This is a genomic window from Micromonospora sp. NPDC049101 (genome assembly GCF_040648675.1).
Classification (GTDB): Bacteria; Actinomycetota; Actinomycetes; order Mycobacteriales; family Micromonosporaceae; genus Micromonospora.
On record NZ_JBEZED010000004.1, the window covers coordinates 286,224 to 303,348 of the forward strand.

The window sequence follows — 17,125 nt, forward strand, 5'->3', positions numbered from 1 at the left end:
ATCAACGAGGCGGGCCGGGGTGGGGTGGGGGCCGGGGTGGGGGGTGGGGGGTGGGGTGGGGGGTGGGGGTTAGTCGGGGGTGGGGCGGGTGGATCGGCGGGTTGCGCGGGTGCGGCGGGCGCTTGGTGTCGGATCCTCTGCGGGGGCGGAGATGGAGGGTTCGGTGCGCGGCGCGGGCACCCTTGGTGCGGGCACCCGCGGCGCTGCATCCGGACCTGGCGTGGCATCCGCACCTGGCGTGGCACCCGCACCTGGCGTGGCATCCGCACCTGGTGCGGCGCCTGCCATGGTTGTCCCGGGTGGGGCGTCGGTCCTGCCGCGTCGACCCGTGGTGGCGATGGGCGAGCGGGAAGTCGACGGCTCGGCGTTCGGAGCCGGATCGGTCCGAGGGGTCGGCCCGTCGACGGTGGCCCGGGTCGAGTCGACCTGAGCAGCCGGGCGCGCGTCCGCCCTCGGGACCGAGGCAGCCGCACCCCGACTCCGCTCGGCGCGATCGACGAGGACAGCCGCCAGCACGGAGCCGCCGATGCCGGCGAGCACCGCGTACGGGGCGATCAGCTGGGTGGACAGCTGCGCGGGGCCCAGCGTCGACCAGTGCGGCAGGGTGGTCAGGTAGGCGAGCGCGACAAGCACCGGACCGGCAGCGCCGGAGGCCGCGGCCCCGATCCGGTGCCCGGCCGACCGGGCGCTGTGCCGGGCGGCCAGCACGCCGATCAGCAGCGCGGGCACGAGTGCCAACAGCGCACCGGGCCAGTAGAGCTGGTCGGCGATCCAGTACCGCGGCTGGTCCGGATCGAGCTGCCAGGTGCCGAGCTGAGCACCGGTCAGCCCTCGTCCGACGCGTACCCCGTCGATCACCGAGACCACCGCGAGCAGCCACAGCCAGGCGGCGGTCGCGGTCACGTTGACCGCGGCGGCCCGGGACCGGAGCGCCCAGACCGCGACGAGCACACCGATCAGGATGCCCAGCGTCGCCTGCACGGCGGCGGTCCGTTGCGGTTCGCCGGTGTCGGCACCGGTCGCGACCCGCGCGGGAACGGCGATCAGCAGTACGGTGACCAGCCCGCCGACCCCGGCGCCGAGCGCCAGGACCACCCGCCGCAGCAGGCCGCCTCGGTCGTCGGACGGCTGCGGCGGTCGCCTTGCGGTCGTCTCCGGGTCGGCTCGGTCGTCGGACGGCACCTCGGCTGGCTGCGGCGATCGCCTCTCGGGCGTCTCTGGGCCGGTGGTGTCGGTGGCGGGGCCGGAAACCTCGGTCACCGGCTGCTCGGGCGTCGTGGATGCGCCGCGCTGGTGTAGCCGCTGCGCACAGACCGCGCCGAGGACCGTCGAGCTGGCGGCGAGCCAGGTGGCCCAGGCGAGGCCGTCGGCCCAGGCCGTGTCCGTGGCCCCGAGATCGGTGGGCGTCCAGGTGATGACGCCGAGCCCGTAGCCGAAGCCCAGTTGTGCGGCGCCCGCGCCGGCAGCGATTCCGATCGCGGTCGCGATCGACACTCCCCAGCCCTGTCTGGCCATGCCGGGCAGCGTAACGTCCCGTCGTCGGCGCGGCGAGTCGCAACGACCCGCCGGTATGGACTGACCGTCGGTGCGGCGGATTGGGCGGCGGGCGGTACGGTCGCCGGTGATGAGGCGGTGGGCGGTATGACGGACACGAACACGGGCTCGCAGGATGCCGCGGGCGGCGGCACGAGCCGGGCCAGCGTGCTGCTGGGTGGTGGGTTGGCCGTTGTGCTGCTCGCCGCGATCGGCGCGACCGGCGGTTGGCTGCTGGCCGGCGACGGTGACCCACCTCCCGGGGATCCGCTGGCCGCCGCGACCACGACCGCTCCGCCGACCAGCCGGGCCACCGCGCCCCGGCCGAGCACCGGCCGGGCCACGCCGTCGGCCGTCCGCACCTCCGCCACGGCGACCAGGGGGCCCGGGCTGACCGTGCCACCGGTGGTCGGCACCGACTTCGAGCAGGCCCGGGACGTGCTGCGCGAGCAGCGGCTGGGCTGGCGGCTGGTGTTCGGCGGTGGGTCCGGTCGTACGGTCGAGAGCACCTCACCGACCGTGGGCGCCGAGGTCGCCCGGGGTACGACCGTGCAACTCCAGGTGGCTGGGCCGGCGCCAGCGGCCGAGGTGCCGGACGTGGTCGGGAAGGACTGCGCCAAAGCCGTCGACGATTTGGTCGACGAGGGCCTCTACCCGCGTTACATCAGCGGCCGCAACGGAAAGGTCGCCCGGCAGGAGCCGGTGGAGGATGGCCCGGCCCGGTGGAACGACGAGGTCAGCATCTGGTGCGGGTCGGGCGCCCCCGAACAACCGACGGCGAAGCCCACTTCCTGATCTCGGGCCGGCGAGCCGATCGGCTGCCCGGCGGGATCGGTGCGCCCCGCTTGTGTGCGGGCGGCGCGGCTCGGCACGCTGATCCCCACCGATGGCCGGTTGGGAGACTAGGTTGACGGTCGAGGGGCCATGACGCCCGTCCGGTTCGGGAAAGGACGTGCGATGAGCGACGACCGCCAGGAGCCGCCCGCCGGCGAGCACGACGACGACCGGACCCGTCCCCTGCCACCGGCCACCGACCGGGCGGAGTCACCGCAACCGACCCGACCCGCCAGCGCACCGGACGAGACGGCGCCGATCGACCGGGCCGTCCCGGCTCATCCCGCCGCCTCGCCCGACCAGACCATGCCGATCGACCGTCCCACCGGTACCCAACCGGGCACGCCGGCCGCGCCGGGCACGCCGGCCGCGCCGGTTACTCCGGGCACGCCTGCGGACCAGACGACCCGGATACCGGTGGAGCAGTCGACTTCGCCGTCGTGGTCCGGGCGGGCCGAGGTGCGGCCGTCCCGGCCGGAATCCGGCGGTGAGTGGTACGTCGAGGAGCAGGGCGGCCGGCGCTGGTGGCTACCGATCCTGTGGGGTGTGCTCGCGCTGCTGCTCGTCGGGCTGCTCGGGGGAGCGCTCTGGTTGGTGCTCGCCCAGCGCGATGACGACCGGGACGACCCGGGTAGCACCCCGTCCGCCCCGTCAGCCAGTGCCACAAGTGCCACAAGTGCCGCACCGACCAGCGCATCCCCCAGCTCGGCGGCACCGACAAGCGAGACACCGAGCAGCCCGCCGACCACCAGCGCGCCGGACGAGGTGCCGGTGCCGCCGCTCGCCGGGCTGCCGCAGGCCACCGCCGAGGGGTTGCTGGGCCGGCTCGGCATCTCCTACCAGGTTGAGTACCGCCCGTCGGAGCTGCCACCGGGGACCGTGGTGGGCACCGAGCCGGGAACGGGCACGTCGGTGTCGACCGACGACGAGGTGTTGTTGATCGTCTCCCAGGCCCGGCCCTCGACCGGGGTGAGCCCGACCGCCCCGAGTCCGACGGTCACGAGCACACCCTGACCGATGGTCAGCACCACCACCGGCCGGTGCCGACCAGGCCGAGGCTGGTCTGATTGGTGGTCACCACCACCACGGGCGGGTGCCGACCAGGCCGAGGACGGCCTGATTGGTGGTCACCACCTCCGTCGGCGGGTGCCGACCAGGCCGAGGCCGGCCATGGAGATGGCGAGACCGAAGATCCCGGACCAGAACAGGGAGCGGCGGACGTTCGGCGTGGTGTCCCGGGCCGGAGCTGCCTCGGTGAGTTCCTGACGGCCGTCGGACTGGCCGCCGGCGCCACCGCCGACCACCGGCCCGGTCGGGCCGGTGCCCGCGGCATGTTCGCCCGGGCCACCGGCGCCGATCCAGTCGGGTTCCTCGTGCGCCGCGGGACCGTCGTCCGTCGGCGGGTCGGCGTCGACCACGGTGATCTCAGGTGCGGGCACCGGTGTGGTCAGCCGGGTGGACGACATCGCCGGGTCGCGGACGAGGACCAGGATCGTGGCCACCGCCCCGAGGAGGGCGAGCAGGCCGAATGCGTAGGCGATGAGGGAGCGGTGGTGCCGCCGCAGGGCGGGCTGATTGACCATGACCATCCCAGGGTCAGGGTCCTGGACGCGCGGGCGGAACAGTGCCGGGGTGGGCGTACCAATTCTATGGTGACGGCACGCCCACCGGCGGCGGATCGGGTCGGTCAGCCAACCCGGATCGGGGTACGGGTGACCGGTCGCCGGGCGCGCACGGTGTGCGGGCGCGGCTCGGGGGCTGCCTGTAGCTGTTGCAGCCCTGCCCGCTGGACGAAGATCGACCGTCGGATGACCGCGTCGCCCGCGGCGTTCAACTCATAGCCGTCGAGCCAGAGCCAGCCGTCATAGGTGGGCCAGTCCAACACTCGGATCACCCGGAACTTGATGGGCCGGAGGAACTGGACACTCGCCGCGCGAGTCACGAGCAGTACGTCACCGGTGCGGGGAAGCACATGGGCTCCTGGGGAGGATGGCCGGCGGCTGTGCCGGCGGTGCCTGAACGGGGGACGTCTCGGCCGGTGACGGGGTCGTGCCTCGTGAACCGGTGGTGCGGATGGCGGTGGCCGGGCCGTACCTCGCTGGTGGCGTGCCGCCACCCGACCACCACCCGGATGCTTCCGGGGACCGCGCCCGCCGCCGCAGCTTGCCGGCTTGCAGCAGCGGGGTCTTTACCCCCGGAGCAGGTCTCGATGTCGTCGGCCGGACCCGCGTCGCGCCCGGTGCCCCCGGCTCGGTGGGGTCACCACTGCGAGGGAGTGGACGGAGACGCTGAGTAACCCGTGCCATACGGACAGAGTGCATGAGGGACGTGCCACATGCAAGTTGCACGTCGACTTTTGCCGATACGTGAGCGAGTCCCGCGAAAGGCCTATTGAAGCCTTCCGCGTACGGACGGCACACTGGGAGCCGGTTTCGCCCGTCGCGACCGGCCGAGGACCGCACCACCCCTCGTCGCGAACGCTCGCCGGACGACGGTCGCGCCACCGGCGGGTGTCATCAGTGGCGCATCGACCGGAGGTAGCCCGAGTGGGGTCGAGCAGCCAGCGGCGGGGATCAACGATTCGCGGTTCGCGCGATGAGTGAGCGGCGCAGTCCCACCATCAGGCGGCGAAGGCTCGGTGCCGAGCTGCGCCGCCAGCGTGAGTCCGCCGGGATCACCATCGAGGTGGTCGCCGAGCAGTTGGAGTGCTCGGCGTCGAAGATCTCCCGGATCGAGACCGGGCACACCACCGCCACCCCGCGCGACGTCCGGGACATGCTGCGGATCTACGGGGTGGTCGGCGCCGAAAGCGACGAGCTGGTGCAGATCGCCCGGGAGGCCCGACAAAAAGGTTGGTGGCATCCGTACAGCACGGTGCTCGTCGGCGCGTACGTCGGGCTGGAGGCGGCGGCGAGTTCGATCCGGGCGTACGAACAGCAGGTCGTGCCGGGTCTCCTGGAGACCGAGGAGTACGCGTCGGCGATGATCCGCGCGGCCCGGCCGGACTTCACCGCCGATCAGGTGCACCAGAGGGTGCGTGTCCGTTTGGGCCGTCAGTCGTTGTTGACCCAGGACGATCCGGTCGATCTGTGGGTGGTACTCGATGAGGCGGTGGTACGTCGGCCGGTGGGCGGGGACGAGGTGATGCGTGGCCAACTCAAGCGGTTGGTCGAGGTTGCCGAGTTGCCGAACGTGACGCTGCAGATCCTGCCCTTCGAGGTGGGCGCGCACGCCGGCATGGACGGCACCTTCACGATCCTCAGCTTCCCTGAGCCCGGTGATCCGGATGTTGTGTACGCGGAGAACGCCACGGGTGGGCTTTTCCTCGAGAAAAGCGACGAACTGCAGAAGTACAGCTTCATCTTCGATCACATCCGCGCTGCGGCCATACGTCCAGAGGAGTCTGTCGCACACATCGCAAAACTGGCAGAGGAGCCGTTGTGGAAATGGCGACCAAAGGGTTCCCCGTGGACCTGACGCAGGCAGCATGGTTCAAGAGCTCGAAGAGCGGGCCGAACTGTGACAACTGCGTGGAGGTGGCGTACGTGACGGGGGCGGTCGGAGTGCGGGACTCGAAGGACAAGGCGGGCCCAGCCCTGGTCTTCGCACCGAGTGACTGGCACGCCTTCGTCGGCGGCACCCGAGGCGGTGCGTTCGGCGCGGTCTGACCGAGTGGTCAACTGAGGTCCCCGTCCGGATCCGGACGGGGACCTTGCCGTGTGCGGGGAGGGTCGGGCGGGGGTGGCTGGGCGAGGTTCCGCCGGGATTCCCGTCGCCACAGCCGGCCCGTCTCGTTGAACCGAGCGGTACGGCGCGGGTCGACGACCCGTCGCCCCGACCGGCAACCGAGCGAGGTAGGCGAGACGGATGACGACGATCGGGTCAGACAATCTCACCAACGGTCCGGGCAAACCGGAGCGGTTCGGTGGTAAGTACCGCGGAGCGCGTCGGGACAGCGTACTGACCGAAGTAATTTCGACAGACCAGGAGATGAGCGGGCGGGACGGGTCGGCCTCCGACTCGGCCGATATTCCGCTCTCGCTGCCCTCGCTGGACCCGAACCCGCTGGTGGAGCCGTCGTTTCCGCCCACCGGCTGGCCGATGGAGCCCAGCGGCTCGTTGGCCGACCACCCGCTGCTGCGCGGCCTGCTGTTGGAGTTGCCGCCGAGGGGCAGCGTGCCGCCGCCCGGCTGGCTGGACCGCTGGTTCGAGGCGACCAGGGCGATCCTGGAACTGCTATACGTGCAGGGGGCTGGCCGCCCGCGCTGATCGCGGAACGTTGGGCTGGGCCCGCTCGGCGAACCGGCTGTGCCGCAGGGCGTGCCGGACCCCGATGGCGATCACCGCGAGCGCGCCCACGGTGATCGCCGGCCCGGTGACACCCGGGTCGGCCCCGAGATCGGTGCCGATCGCCCCGATCACCGCCGGCACCGTGGCCAGGGCGGTCACCTGTAGCGGCAGGCCGATGAGCGGGTGGGCCGCGGCGGCGCGCAGCCCGTGTGGCGCCGGCGTGCCGGGGGCGCTGACGAACGCCCCCGCCCCGGCCCGCAGCCGCCGGATCCGCCGGAGGGAGCAGACCGTCGCCACGAGCGCCGGACCGGCGGCCAGCGTGAGCCCGGCGGCGGCACGGTCGACCGGCGCGGTGCCGGCACTGAGCAGGCCGGCGCCGAGCACGGTCGCGGTGAGCGCCACGCCGGTCAGAGCCAACACCAGCAACCATCCGGTACGCCGGCGCAGCAGGCAGGTGGTGCGCAGCCGGGGGAGCCCGTCGGCCACGACACCGGCGGCCAGCCAGACGGCGGCGACCGGAAGCAGGATGGTGAGTTGACTCTCCATGTTCGAGAGTCTTCCCCGAATCACGCAGGTGCGAATCCGGGCCGGTCCCCTGTTCGCCCCGGACCCCAGGCCCGTAGGGGTCATCGCACCGAGATATGGGCGTTTCGGCATGTCCAACTACCTGGTCGCTGACTTACCCTCAGCTAGATCGGCAATTGTCGATTGATGTTGGGACCGGTGGTCACGTTCCACCACCGGTCAGAGGGAGGTAGGAAATGGGTCTTCCACGAAGGTCCGTACTGGTCGGGGTGGCCACGGCGACCGTGCTGGCCGTCGGCACGCCGGCCCTGGCCGCCGAACCCGCGGGTGAGGTCAGGGCCGCCGGCGGAGTCACCGCCGTGCCGGACAGCTACATCGTCGTTCTCAAGGACAGCGCCGTGGCCCGCGACCGGGTCGGTGACACCGCGAAGCGGCTCTCCGGCCGCCACGGCGGCACGGTGGCCCGCACCTACGGCGCGGCGCTGCGCGGCTTCGAGGTCAAGGTCAGCGCGAGCGCGGCGGCGCGGATCGCGGCCGACCCGGCGGTGGCGTACGTCGAGCAGAACCACACCGTCTCCATCTCCGGCACGCAGGCCAACCCGCCCTCCTGGGGCCTGGACCGGATCGACCAGCGCAACCTGCCGCTGGACAGCTCCTACACCTACCCGAACACGGCAAGCAACGTGCACGCGTACATCATCGACACCGGCATCCGGTTCTCCCACAACGACTTCGGTGGCCGGGCAACCTCCGGCTACGACGCGGTGGACGGCGGGGCGGCCGACGACTGCAACGGGCACGGCACGCACGTCGCCGGCACCGTCGGCGGATCCTCGTACGGGGTCGCCAAGGCGGTCCAGCTCGTCGGTGTCCGGGTGCTGAACTGCTCCGGCAGCGGCACCAACGCCGGTGTGATCGCCGGCGTCGACTGGGTCACCGCGAACGCGATCAAGCCGGCGGTGGCGAACATGAGCCTCGGTGGCGGCGCGAACAGCTCGCTGGACAACGCCGTGCGCAACTCGATCGCCTCCGGTGTCACGTACGGCCTGGCGGCCGGCAACGACAACGGCGCGAACGCGTGCAACACCTCACCGGCGCGTACCACGGAGGCCATCACGGTGGGCTCGACGACCAGCTCGGACGCCCGCTCGTCGTTCTCCAACGTCGGCACCTGCCTGGACATCTTCGCGCCCGGCTCGTCGATCACCTCGGCCTGGTACAACAGCAACACCGCGACCAACACGATCAGCGGTACCTCGATGGCCACGCCGCACGTGGTCGGAGCGGCGGCCCTGGTGGCCAGCGCCAACCCGAGCTGGACCCCGGCTCAGGTCCGCAACCAGTTGGTGGCCAGCGCGACACCCAACGTGGTGAGCAACCCCGGCTCGGGCTCACCGAACCTGCTTCTCTACGTGGGCACCGGCACTACCCCGCCGCCGCCGACCGGCTGCACCGGCACCAACGGCACCGACGTGTCGATCCCGGACGCCGGGGCGGCGGTGACCAGCTCGATCACCATCTCCGGCTGCGGTCGCAACGCCTCGTCGGCCTCCACGGTGGCGGTCAACATCGTGCACACCTACCGTGGTGACCTGGTCATCGACCTGCTCGCCCCGGACGGCAGCGCGTACCGGCTGAAGAACAGCAGCACCTCGGACAGCGCGGACAACGTGAACGCCACCTACACGACCAACGTGTCCGGTGAGGCCGCCGACGGCATCTGGCGGCTCCAGGTACGGGACACCTACTCGGCCGACACCGGCTACATCAACACCTGGACCCTGACCGTCTGACCCTCCCTCCCCACGACCGAGGCCCCACCCGGAAAATCGGGTGGGGCCTCGTGTCGTACGCGATCAGGGGTCAGACCGAGAAGGTGGCCGGCCGCTCGGTCGCCGGCGCCGGCGGCCGGGCCTTCCACAGGCCGACCTTCTGGGCGGCGAGCCGGCTCAGGTAGGCCGGGTTGAGGATGACGTAGCGGCGCCAGAGCCGCTTCGGCTCCAGACCGAGACGCCAGAACCACTCCAGACCGGCGCGCTGCATCCAGCGCGGAGGCTGGCGCAGCAGCCCGGCGTGGTAGTCGAAGGCCGCACCGACCGCCATCAACGGCATGTCCAGCAGCGGCCGCATGGCGTACGCGAAGACCTCCTGGCGTGGGCAGCCCAACCCGACCAGGACCAACCGGGCGCCGCTGGACCGGATGCGGTCGGCGATCTCGGTGTCCTCACCCGGCTGGACGGCCCGAAACTTGGACGGCTCCACCCCGGCGATCTTCAGTGCGGGGAACATCCGCTCCAGCGCCGGGATCAACCGGGCGAGGGTCTCCTCGGTCGAGCCGTAAAGGTAGACCGGCAAGCCCTCGTCGGCGAAGCGCGACAACACGTGCAGGGTCAGCGTCGGCCCGTAGACCCGGTCGGCGAGCCCGGCGTGGTGCAGCAGGTTGAGCGCCCACCGCACCGGCTGCCCGTCCGGCGTGACCACGTCGAACGAGTTGAGCCGGGCGTTGTGCGCCGGATCCAGCACCCCGGTCATCACGCCGTGCACGGCCAGCGCGGTCAGCGCGAGCGGACGCCGCTCGTGCGCCGCGGTCACCACCGCGTCGGTCGCCGTCGCGTAGTCGGTGACGTCGACCAGGACGCCGAGCACATTGCGCTTGGTCCGCGCGGTCATGCCTTGAATACCCACTTGCCCACGTTGGCCTCGTAGATCTCCCGCAGGATCATCGGCACGTCGTACGTGATCTTCCAGTCCGGGTACTGCGCCTCGAACCGGGCCATGCTGCTGACATACCACTGGTGGTCGCCGGTGCGGTTCTGCTCGACGTAGTTGATCCGCGCCTCGCGGCCGGCGATCTCCTCGGCGATCCGGAACGCCTCGATGTGGGAGGTGTTGGAGTGCCGGCCGCCACCGAGGTTGTAGACCTCGGCGGAGCGGGGGGCCCGGAAGAACGCCTCGAACGCGGTGAGCACGTCGCGTGAGTGGATCGCGTCCCGGACCATCTTGCCCTTGTAGCCGAACAGGTTGTATGTCCGGCCCTCCATCACGCAGCGCATCAGGTACGCCAGGAACCCGTGCAGCTCGGCGGCCGAGTGCGCCGGACCGGTGAGCGTGCCGCCGCGGAAGCAGGCGGTCTTCATGTCGAAGTAGCGCCCGTACTCCTGGACCATGACGTCCGCCGCGACCTTGGAGGCGCCGAAGACCGAGTGCAGCGAGTGGTCGATCGACATCTCTTCGGTGATGCCCTCGTACCAGCGGTGGTCCTCGGGCAGCTCGTACCGTGTCTCCAGCTCGATCAGCGGCAGGCTGTTGGGCCGGTCGCCGTAGACCTTGTTGGTCGAGCAGTGGATGAACGGCGCGTCGATCGCGTGCCGGCGGGTGTTCTCCAGGATGTTGAGCGTGCCGCCGGCGTTCACGTCGAAGTCCGTGTACGGCTCCTTGGCCGCCCAGTCGTGGCTCGGCTGAGCGGCGCTGTGGATCACCACGGCGATGTCCGAGGCGTACTTCTTGAAGACCTGCTCCAAGCCGTCGCGGTCCCGGATGTCCACCGCGAAATGCGTGTACGCGCTGCCCAGGTCACGAGCGAGCCGCTCCAGGCTCCAGGATGTGGAGCCGTCTTCGCCGAAGAAGTACCGGCGCATGTCGTTGTCGATGCCGACGACGTCCAGACCGAGGCCGGCGAAGTGCCGGACCGCCTCGGAGCCGATCAGGCCACCCGACCCTGTCACCAACGCGACACTCACACGCCACTCCCGGTCCATCGGAGGCAGAATCCATCGCAGCATAGCGTGACGTCTGGCCCGTCCCGATATGACGGAAGGGCCCCGCGTAAGCGGAGCCCTCGTCGGTGGTGGGGATGGGGGGAGTTGAACCCCCACGCCCTTTCGGGCACACGGACCTGAACCGTGCGCGTCTGCCATTCCGCCACATCCCCGTGGCACAACCCGGAACACTGTAGCCGCCCCGGCCCCGCTGTCTCCAGCGGCCCCGGGAATACTACGCTGTCCAAGGCGCTCGCCACGAGCGATTACCGTTCGTGGCGGACGAAAGATTAGCACGGCAATCCCGGCCCTTCCGAACGGGCCGAGAGCAGGTGGCCGAGCGGCGTGTGAGCTGCGCGCGCGCCGGCCGGATACCATCATGTCCTCGGGACCCGAGGAGGAGCCGGTGAGCGTGCTGCAACGCTTCGAGAAGCGTCTGGAAGGCCTGGTAGAAGGGGCCTTCGCCAAGGTCTTCAAAGGGGTGGTCCACCCCGTGGAGATCCTCAACGCCATGCAGCGGGAGGCCGAGGCGCACAAGGCGATCCTGGCCGGTGGGCGCACGTTGGTGCCCAACCGCTACGTGATCGATCTCTCGCCGTTCGACCACAGTCGGCTGGCGCCGTACGCCGCTGCGCTGGCCCAGGAGTTGGCCCAGTCGCAGGCGGAGTTCATCGGCGAGCAGGCCTGGACGGTCTATGGCGACGTGATCGTCGAGATCGAGCGAGGCGAGGGCCTGGACACGGGCATGTTCCGTGTCACAGCCGAGGTCTACACCGGCGGCGAGGTCGCCCCGGTGTCGGCACCCGGCTACGACGCCGGGCCGCCCGCCTACCCCGCGTACGACCAGGGTGGTGGCTACGGCCCTCCGCCCGGGCACGGTGGCGGTCGCAACGTGCGGCTGGTCTCCGGCGACGGTCGCACCTACCCCCTTCAGATGGGGTCGACGGTGATCGGTCGCGGCGACCAGGCCAACCTGCGTCTGCCCGACGTCGGCATCTCCCGGCGACACGCCCGGTTGGATTTCGACGGGGGCCAGGTCGTGCTGACCGATCTGGGGTCGACCAACGGCACCATGGTCAACGGGCAGCGGGTCTCCGCTGTCGCACTCAACCCCGGTGACATGGTCCAGCTCGGCACGACGACGCTGACCTTCCGCGTGGACGGCTGATCCGCCTTGCCGGAACTGGTCATCACAGTTGCCCGGTTCGGGTTCCTGATCCTGCTGTGGATCTTCGTGTTCACGGTGGTCGGCGTGATCCGCCGGGATCTCTTCGCGGGCGCCCGCTCCGGGCGTCTGGTCGCCGCGCCGCGCGCGGTGGGCGCCTCGACGGGGCAGGCGACGAAACCCGCGAAGGTCAAACGGGGTAGGGCGGCACACCAGCTCGTGGTGACAGCCGGTCAACTGGCCGGCACCCGGATCACTCTCGGTGAAGCGCAGATCACCATTGGTCGAGCTGAGGACTCCACCCTGGTCATCACCGACGACTACGCCTCGGCGCGACACGCCCGGCTCGTGCCGCGCGAAGGGCAGTGGTACGTCGAGGACCTCGGCTCGACTAACGGCACGTACCTCGATCGCGCTAAGGTCACCGGACCAACCCCCGTCCCCCTCGGCGTGCCGATCCGGATCGGCCGCACTTCCCTCGAATTACGGCCATGACTCTGACCCTGCGCTATGCGGCCCACAGCGACCGCGGTCTGATCCGAGACGGCAATCAAGACTCCGTCTACGCCGGGCCGCGGCTACTCGCCGTTGCCGACGGCATGGGCGGCATGGCCGCCGGTGACGTCGCCAGCAACATCGTCATCGGTGCCATGGCGCCGCTCGACGAGGACGTCCCCGGGGACGCTCTCGTCGACGCGTTGCGTTCGGCCGTGGGCACCGCCAACCAACAACTCCGCGACACGGTGGATGCCAACCCGCAGTTGGAGGGGATGGGCACCACGCTGACGGCGACCCTCTTCACCGGCAGCAAGCTGGGGATGGTCCACATCGGCGACTCGCGGGCCTACCTGCTGCGCAACGGTGACTTCGCGCAGATCACCAAGGACGACACCTACGTCCAGATGCTCGTCGACGAAGGCCGGATCAGCGCCGAGGAGGCGAGCAGTCACCCACAGCGGTCGCTGCTCACCCGAGCTCTCGACGGCCGGGACATCGACCCGGAATACTCGGTGCGCCAGGTGCTGCCCGGCGACAGGTACCTGATCTGCAGCGACGGCCTCTCGGGTGTGGTCAGCGCCGAGACCATCGGCGACACCCTCCGGGAATACACCGACCCGCAGCAGTGCGTCGAGCGGCTGGTGCAGCTCGCGCTGCGCGGCGGTGGCCCGGACAACATCACGGTGATCATCGCCGACGCCACGGATCAGGACATCGTCGAGGCGAGCCCGATCGTCGGTGGTGCCGCCGCTCGGGACCGGGGCATGGCGACCTCCGCGGACGACTCGACTCCGGCTGCCCGGGCCTCGGCGCTGGCCGCGCCGCGCCCGGCCGTGCCCGAGGAGCCAGCGGCCTCGGACGACGAACCGGACCGTCCGAAGCGCCGCCCGGTACGCACCGCCGCCATGGCGCTGGCCCTGCTGGTGATCGTGGGCGGAGGGGCCTTCGGAGGCTGGACGTACACCCAGCGGCAGTACTACGTGGGAGCCACCGAGGAGGGCCAGGTCGCCGTCTTCCGTGGCGTCCAGGGTCAGATCGCCGGGATGGACCTCTCCACCGTGCACCGCCGCAGCGGCACCCGCCTGGACGACCTCACGGTCGCCGCGCAGGACACCGTCCGGGTGGGCATCCGGGCCAAGAGCGAGCCGGACGCCGAGCGTCAGCTCGCCGAGCTGACCAGCGACACCCCGAGCAACCCCAACCTGAAGCCGCTCTGCCCGCTGGATCCGTCCGCCGCGGCGGGTGGCACGCCGACGCCGGCCGGTCCGGCGTCGAGCCCGAACGGCAGCCCAAGCCCGAACGGCAGCCCAAGCCCGAACGGCAGCCCAAGCCCGAACGGCAGCCCGAGCACCATCGCGTCCCCGACATCCAACGGGGTTGTCAGCGCGAGCCCGACCGTCGGCGCCACCGCCATCGGCTCGTCCACCACACCCGACGTCACGCCCTCCGACTCGGCCACGCCGGCGCTCGACCCGGCCGCCTGCCGATCTCCTGAGTGAGCGTCGGCTGAGATCCCGAGGATTCCACCTGTGACCGTAGCGGCCACACCGGCAACCTCGCCCGCCACCGCGGGCGAGCAGTCCGGCGTACGCCTGGCGCGGTCGCGCCGCAACGCCGAGCTGTCCCTCCTGCTGCTCGCCATGGCGTTGGTGGCCGCGTACGGGGCGACGGTCGAGGCGAACCTGCTGGACACCGTGACCCCGGACTTCTGGATGCCCGCCGCCGCGCTCGGCGCGGTCTTCCTCGGTCTGCATCTGGTCATCCGATTCCTCGCCCCGTTCGCCGACCCGGCGCTGTTGCCGGCGGTGGCCCTGCTCAACGGGCTCGGGGTGGGCTTCCTCCGCCGGATCGACCTGGGCGACGCGCCCGTGGCCGACCGGGAGAGCCTGGCCATCTTCGCCGGCATCGGCGGGCGGCAGTTGGCCTGGACGCTCGCCGCGGTGATCCTCGCCGCCGCCCTGCTCGCCATCATGCGCGACCACCGTTCGGTCTCCCGGTACGCGTACACCCTGGGGTTGGCCGGCATCGTGCTGGTGATGCTCCCGGCGGTGTTGCCCAGGAGCATCTCCGAGATCAACGGTGCGAAGCTGTGGATCCGGGTGGGTGGTTTCTCCATCCAGCCGGGTGAGTTCGCCAAGCTGGCGCTGCTTGTCTTCTTCGCCTACTACCTGGTCCGCAAGCGCGAGGTGCTCTCGCTGGCGAGTCGACGGTTCCTCGGCATCGACTTCCCGCGCGGGCGCGACCTCGGCCCGGTGGTCGGAGTCTGGCTGGTCAGCCTCATGGTCCTCGTCTTCGAGAAGGACCTGGGCACGTCGCTGCTCTACTTCGGCATGTTCGTGGTGACTCTCTACATCGCCACCGAACGAGTCAGTTGGCTGCTGATCGGTCTCGTCCTCTTCTTCGGCGGGGCCTACCTCGCCTACGTCCTCGGTTCGACGGTCGGCGGCCCGTTCGCCAACTTCTACGTCCGGGCGGAGATCTGGCTGGACCCGTTCGCCGACCCGACCAACAAGGGCTACCAACTCGTGCAGGGGCTGCTCGCCCTGGGCACGGGTGGGCTCTTCGGCGCCGGGCCGGGCGGCGGCCAACCGGACAGCCTGCCCGAGGTGCAGAACGACTTCATTTTCGCCGGCCTCGGTGAGGAGCTCGGCCTCTTCGGTCTCTCCGCCCTGCTCGTCGTCTACCTGTTGATCGTGGAGCGTGGGCTGCGGGCCGCGCTCGCGGTCCGGGACTCGTTCGGCAAGCTCCTCGCTGGCGGTCTCGCGTTCACCCTCGGCCTCCAGGTCTTCGTGATCGTCGGTGGGATCAGCAAGCTCATTCCGCTGACCGGTCAGACCACCCCGTTCCTGTCCGCCGGTGGCTCGTCGTTGATGGCCAACTGGTTGCTCGTCGCGGTGCTGCTGCGGGTCTCCGACGGAGCCCGTCGGCCGGTCGGCGGGAGCGCCAGCAAGGCCGCCCGGCCCACCGGTGGCGCACCGGAGCAGCTGCACGGTGCTCCCACGGAGGTGATCAAGCCGTGAACGCACCACTGCGCCGGGTCGGCGTCGTCGTCATGGTCCTGTTCGGCCTGCTCTTCGCCAACCTCAACTGGGTGCAGTTCCAGAAGGCCGACGAGTACCGCACCAGCGACTACAACGGTCGGGTCCAGGTCGCCGACTACAAGCGCAAGCGCGGCAACATCGAGGCCGGCGGCACTGCGGTGGCGACCAGCAAGGAGACCACCGGCAGGCTGAAGTTCCAGCGCGCCTACCCGGGCGGCGCGGAGTACGCTCACGTGCTCGGCTACAAGCCGGTCAGCCTGGCCGACACGGGCATCGAGCGGGCGGAGAACGACTTCCTGGCCGGCACCAGCGACCAGCTGATCGGCGACCGGATCAAGGACATGTTCACCGGCGACGAGAGCGGTGGCGGCAACGTGCTGCTCAGCCTCTCCAAGCAGGCCCAGGACGTGGCGTACAACCAGCTGCGCAACAACCAGGTGGGGGCGAAGCGGGGCGCGGCCATCGCCATCGACCCGCGTACCGGGGCGGTGCAGGCGCTTGTCTCCATGCCCAGCTTCGACCCGAACCCGCTGGCCAGTCACACCGACAAGGATGCGGCCGCGGCGTACAACAAGCTGGAACAGGACCCGGCGGGCCCCCTGAAGAACCGGGCGCTCTCCGAGACACTGCCGCCGGGCTCCACGTTCAAGATTGTGGTTGCCGCGGCGGCACTGGAGAACGGCGTCGGCAAGACCACCCAGATCCCGGCCGGTCCCAGTTGGACGCCGCCCACCTCCGGCACCCCGATCCGCAACGCCGACCCGTCGATCTGCCCGGAGTCGAAGGTCACCCTGCTGGAGGCGGTCACCGAGTCGTGCAACACCGGCTTCGCGCAACTCGGCGTGCGGCTGGGCGCCGACACTCTCAAGGAGAAGGCCCGGCAGTTCGGCTTCGAGCAGGAGGATCTGACCGTCGGTCACCTCGGCGAGGACGGTCTGCCCACGGCGGCCAGCCGGACCGGGGACATGCTGAACCCGGACGGCAGCGTCGACCAGGCCGCACTGGCCCAGTCCTCGATCGGCCAGAACAACGTCCGGATGACCCCGCTCGAAGGTGCCATGATCGCCGGTGCGATCGCCAACAACGGCAGCCAGATGCGGCCCTACCTGGTCCAGCAGTTGCTCGCCCCGGACCGGACCACCAGCTACTTCACCGCCAAGCCACGGGAGCTGCGTCAGCCGGTCGAGCCGCAGGTCGCCGCCGACCTGCGCGAGATGATGGTCAGCGTCGTCCAGAACGGCACCGGCAAGAAGGCCGCGGTCAGCGGCTACACGGTCGGCGGCAAGACGGGCACCGCCCAGTCCGCACCGGACCGGCCCGACCACGGCTGGTTCATCGGCTTCGCACTGGACAAGAACGGCACCCCGATCTCCGCGGTCTGCGTGATGCTCGAACAGGCCGGGCCCGGTGGCAGCGGCGAGGCAGCCCGGATCGCCGGCCAGATCATGCGCGCCGCCATCCGCGACCCCGGGGGGCGCTGA

Annotated in this window: 17 protein-coding genes and 1 tRNA gene; 11 read left to right on the forward strand and 7 right to left on the reverse strand. The window is 70.9% G+C overall.

The annotated features are described in order from the left end of the window. Window positions 1-69: 69 nt before the first annotated feature. Window positions 70-1,515 (reverse strand): hypothetical protein, encoded by a 1,446-nt coding sequence (locus tag AB0B57_RS07365; RefSeq protein ID WP_357066276.1) that lies wholly within the window; start codon window positions 1,513-1,515, stop codon window positions 70-72. Window positions 1,516-1,641: 126 nt separating this feature from the next. Here AB0B57_RS07365 and AB0B57_RS07370 point away from each other — a divergent pair, with 126 nt between their 5' ends. After that, window positions 1,642-2,328: a PASTA domain-containing protein gene (locus AB0B57_RS07370; RefSeq protein WP_357066279.1), complete on the forward strand. Its 687-nt coding sequence runs from the start codon at window positions 1,642-1,644 to the stop codon at window positions 2,326-2,328. Between the two features lie 162 nt (window positions 2,329-2,490). Continuing rightward, window positions 2,491-3,381 carry a PASTA domain-containing protein gene (locus AB0B57_RS07375; RefSeq protein ID WP_357066282.1) on the forward strand — a complete coding sequence of 297 codons (891 nt, stop codon included), beginning with the start codon at window positions 2,491-2,493 and terminating at the stop codon, window positions 3,379-3,381. 113 nt (window positions 3,382-3,494) lie between these two features. On the opposite strand, the gene AB0B57_RS07380 is transcribed toward AB0B57_RS07375, so the two are convergent. After that, window positions 3,495-3,950: a hypothetical protein gene (locus AB0B57_RS07380; protein WP_357066285.1), complete on the reverse strand. Its 456-nt coding sequence runs from the start codon at window positions 3,948-3,950 to the stop codon at window positions 3,495-3,497. A 104-nt stretch (window positions 3,951-4,054) separates the two neighbouring features. Next, entirely contained in the window at window positions 4,055-4,339 is a 285-nt protein-coding gene (locus AB0B57_RS07385; protein WP_357066288.1) for a hypothetical protein, read from the reverse strand. A gap of 623 nt (window positions 4,340-4,962) precedes the next feature. Here AB0B57_RS07385 and AB0B57_RS07390 point away from each other — a divergent pair. The 3 genes from AB0B57_RS07390 (at window position 4,963) to AB0B57_RS07400 (ending at window position 6,636) form a co-directional block, all read left to right on the forward strand. Continuing rightward, window positions 4,963-5,844, forward strand: coding sequence for a helix-turn-helix transcriptional regulator (locus AB0B57_RS07390; RefSeq protein WP_357066291.1), 882 nt, complete (start codon window positions 4,963-4,965; stop codon window positions 5,842-5,844). Beyond that, entirely contained in the window at window positions 5,814-6,035 is a 222-nt protein-coding gene (locus tag AB0B57_RS07395; protein WP_357066294.1) for a DUF397 domain-containing protein, read from the forward strand. The genes AB0B57_RS07390 and AB0B57_RS07395 overlap by 31 nt, the downstream gene beginning before the upstream one ends. A 199-nt stretch (window positions 6,036-6,234) precedes the next feature. Further along, on the forward strand, window positions 6,235-6,636 hold the full coding sequence (locus tag AB0B57_RS07400; RefSeq protein WP_357066298.1) for a hypothetical protein: 402 nt from the start codon (window positions 6,235-6,237) through the stop codon (window positions 6,634-6,636). Here AB0B57_RS07400 and AB0B57_RS07405 read toward each other — a convergent pair. Next, entirely contained in the window at window positions 6,604-7,203 is a 600-nt protein-coding gene (locus tag AB0B57_RS07405; protein ID WP_357066301.1) for a hypothetical protein, read from the reverse strand. The two genes, AB0B57_RS07400 and AB0B57_RS07405, sit on opposite strands and share 33 nt — an antisense overlap. Before the next feature lie 215 nt (window positions 7,204-7,418). Here AB0B57_RS07405 and AB0B57_RS07410 point away from each other — a divergent pair, with 215 nt between their 5' ends. Then, window positions 7,419-8,975: a S8 family serine peptidase gene (locus tag AB0B57_RS07410; protein ID WP_357066304.1), complete on the forward strand. Its 1,557-nt coding sequence runs from the start codon at window positions 7,419-7,421 to the stop codon at window positions 8,973-8,975. Window positions 8,976-9,045: 70 nt separating this feature from the next. Here the strand turns inward: AB0B57_RS07410 and AB0B57_RS07415 are convergent, their stop codons facing one another. The 3 genes from AB0B57_RS07415 to AB0B57_RS07425 all read right to left on the reverse strand — a co-directional run bounded on the left by AB0B57_RS07415 (window position 9,046) and on the right by AB0B57_RS07425 (window position 11,113). Continuing rightward, a complete protein-coding gene (locus AB0B57_RS07415; protein ID WP_357066307.1) occupies window positions 9,046-9,852 on the reverse strand; it encodes a WecB/TagA/CpsF family glycosyltransferase in 807 nt (268 codons plus the stop codon). Beyond that, window positions 9,849-10,964 (reverse strand): NAD-dependent epimerase/dehydratase family protein, encoded by a 1,116-nt coding sequence (locus tag AB0B57_RS07420; protein WP_357066310.1) that lies wholly within the window; start codon window positions 10,962-10,964, stop codon window positions 9,849-9,851. The genes AB0B57_RS07415 and AB0B57_RS07420 overlap by 4 nt, the downstream gene beginning before the upstream one ends. Before the next feature lie 63 nt (window positions 10,965-11,027). Further along, window positions 11,028-11,113 (reverse strand) — tRNA-Leu (locus AB0B57_RS07425). Window positions 11,114-11,319: 206 nt separating this feature from the next. Here AB0B57_RS07425 and AB0B57_RS07430 point away from each other — a divergent pair. Genes AB0B57_RS07430 through AB0B57_RS07450 form a run of 5 tightly spaced genes read left to right on the forward strand, consistent with a single transcriptional unit; the run spans window position 11,320 to window position 17,125 of the window. Further along, complete coding sequence (locus AB0B57_RS07430) at window positions 11,320-12,108, forward strand: DUF3662 and FHA domain-containing protein (RefSeq protein WP_007454122.1); 789 nt, start codon at window positions 11,320-11,322, stop codon at window positions 12,106-12,108. 6 nt (window positions 12,109-12,114) lie between these two features. After that, window positions 12,115-12,600: an FHA domain-containing protein gene (locus tag AB0B57_RS07435; protein ID WP_357066314.1), complete on the forward strand. Its 486-nt coding sequence runs from the start codon at window positions 12,115-12,117 to the stop codon at window positions 12,598-12,600. Beyond that, window positions 12,597-14,102 (forward strand): PP2C family serine/threonine-protein phosphatase, encoded by a 1,506-nt coding sequence (locus AB0B57_RS07440; RefSeq protein ID WP_357066317.1) that lies wholly within the window; start codon window positions 12,597-12,599, stop codon window positions 14,100-14,102. Before AB0B57_RS07435 ends, AB0B57_RS07440 begins: the two co-directional genes overlap by 4 nt. 30 nt (window positions 14,103-14,132) lie before the next feature. After that, a complete protein-coding gene (locus AB0B57_RS07445; protein ID WP_357066321.1) occupies window positions 14,133-15,623 on the forward strand; it encodes an FtsW/RodA/SpoVE family cell cycle protein in 1,491 nt (496 codons plus the stop codon). Then, window positions 15,620-17,125 carry a penicillin-binding protein 2 gene (locus AB0B57_RS07450; RefSeq protein WP_357066324.1) on the forward strand — a complete coding sequence of 502 codons (1,506 nt, stop codon included), beginning with the start codon at window positions 15,620-15,622 and terminating at the stop codon, window positions 17,123-17,125. Before AB0B57_RS07445 ends, AB0B57_RS07450 begins: the two co-directional genes overlap by 4 nt.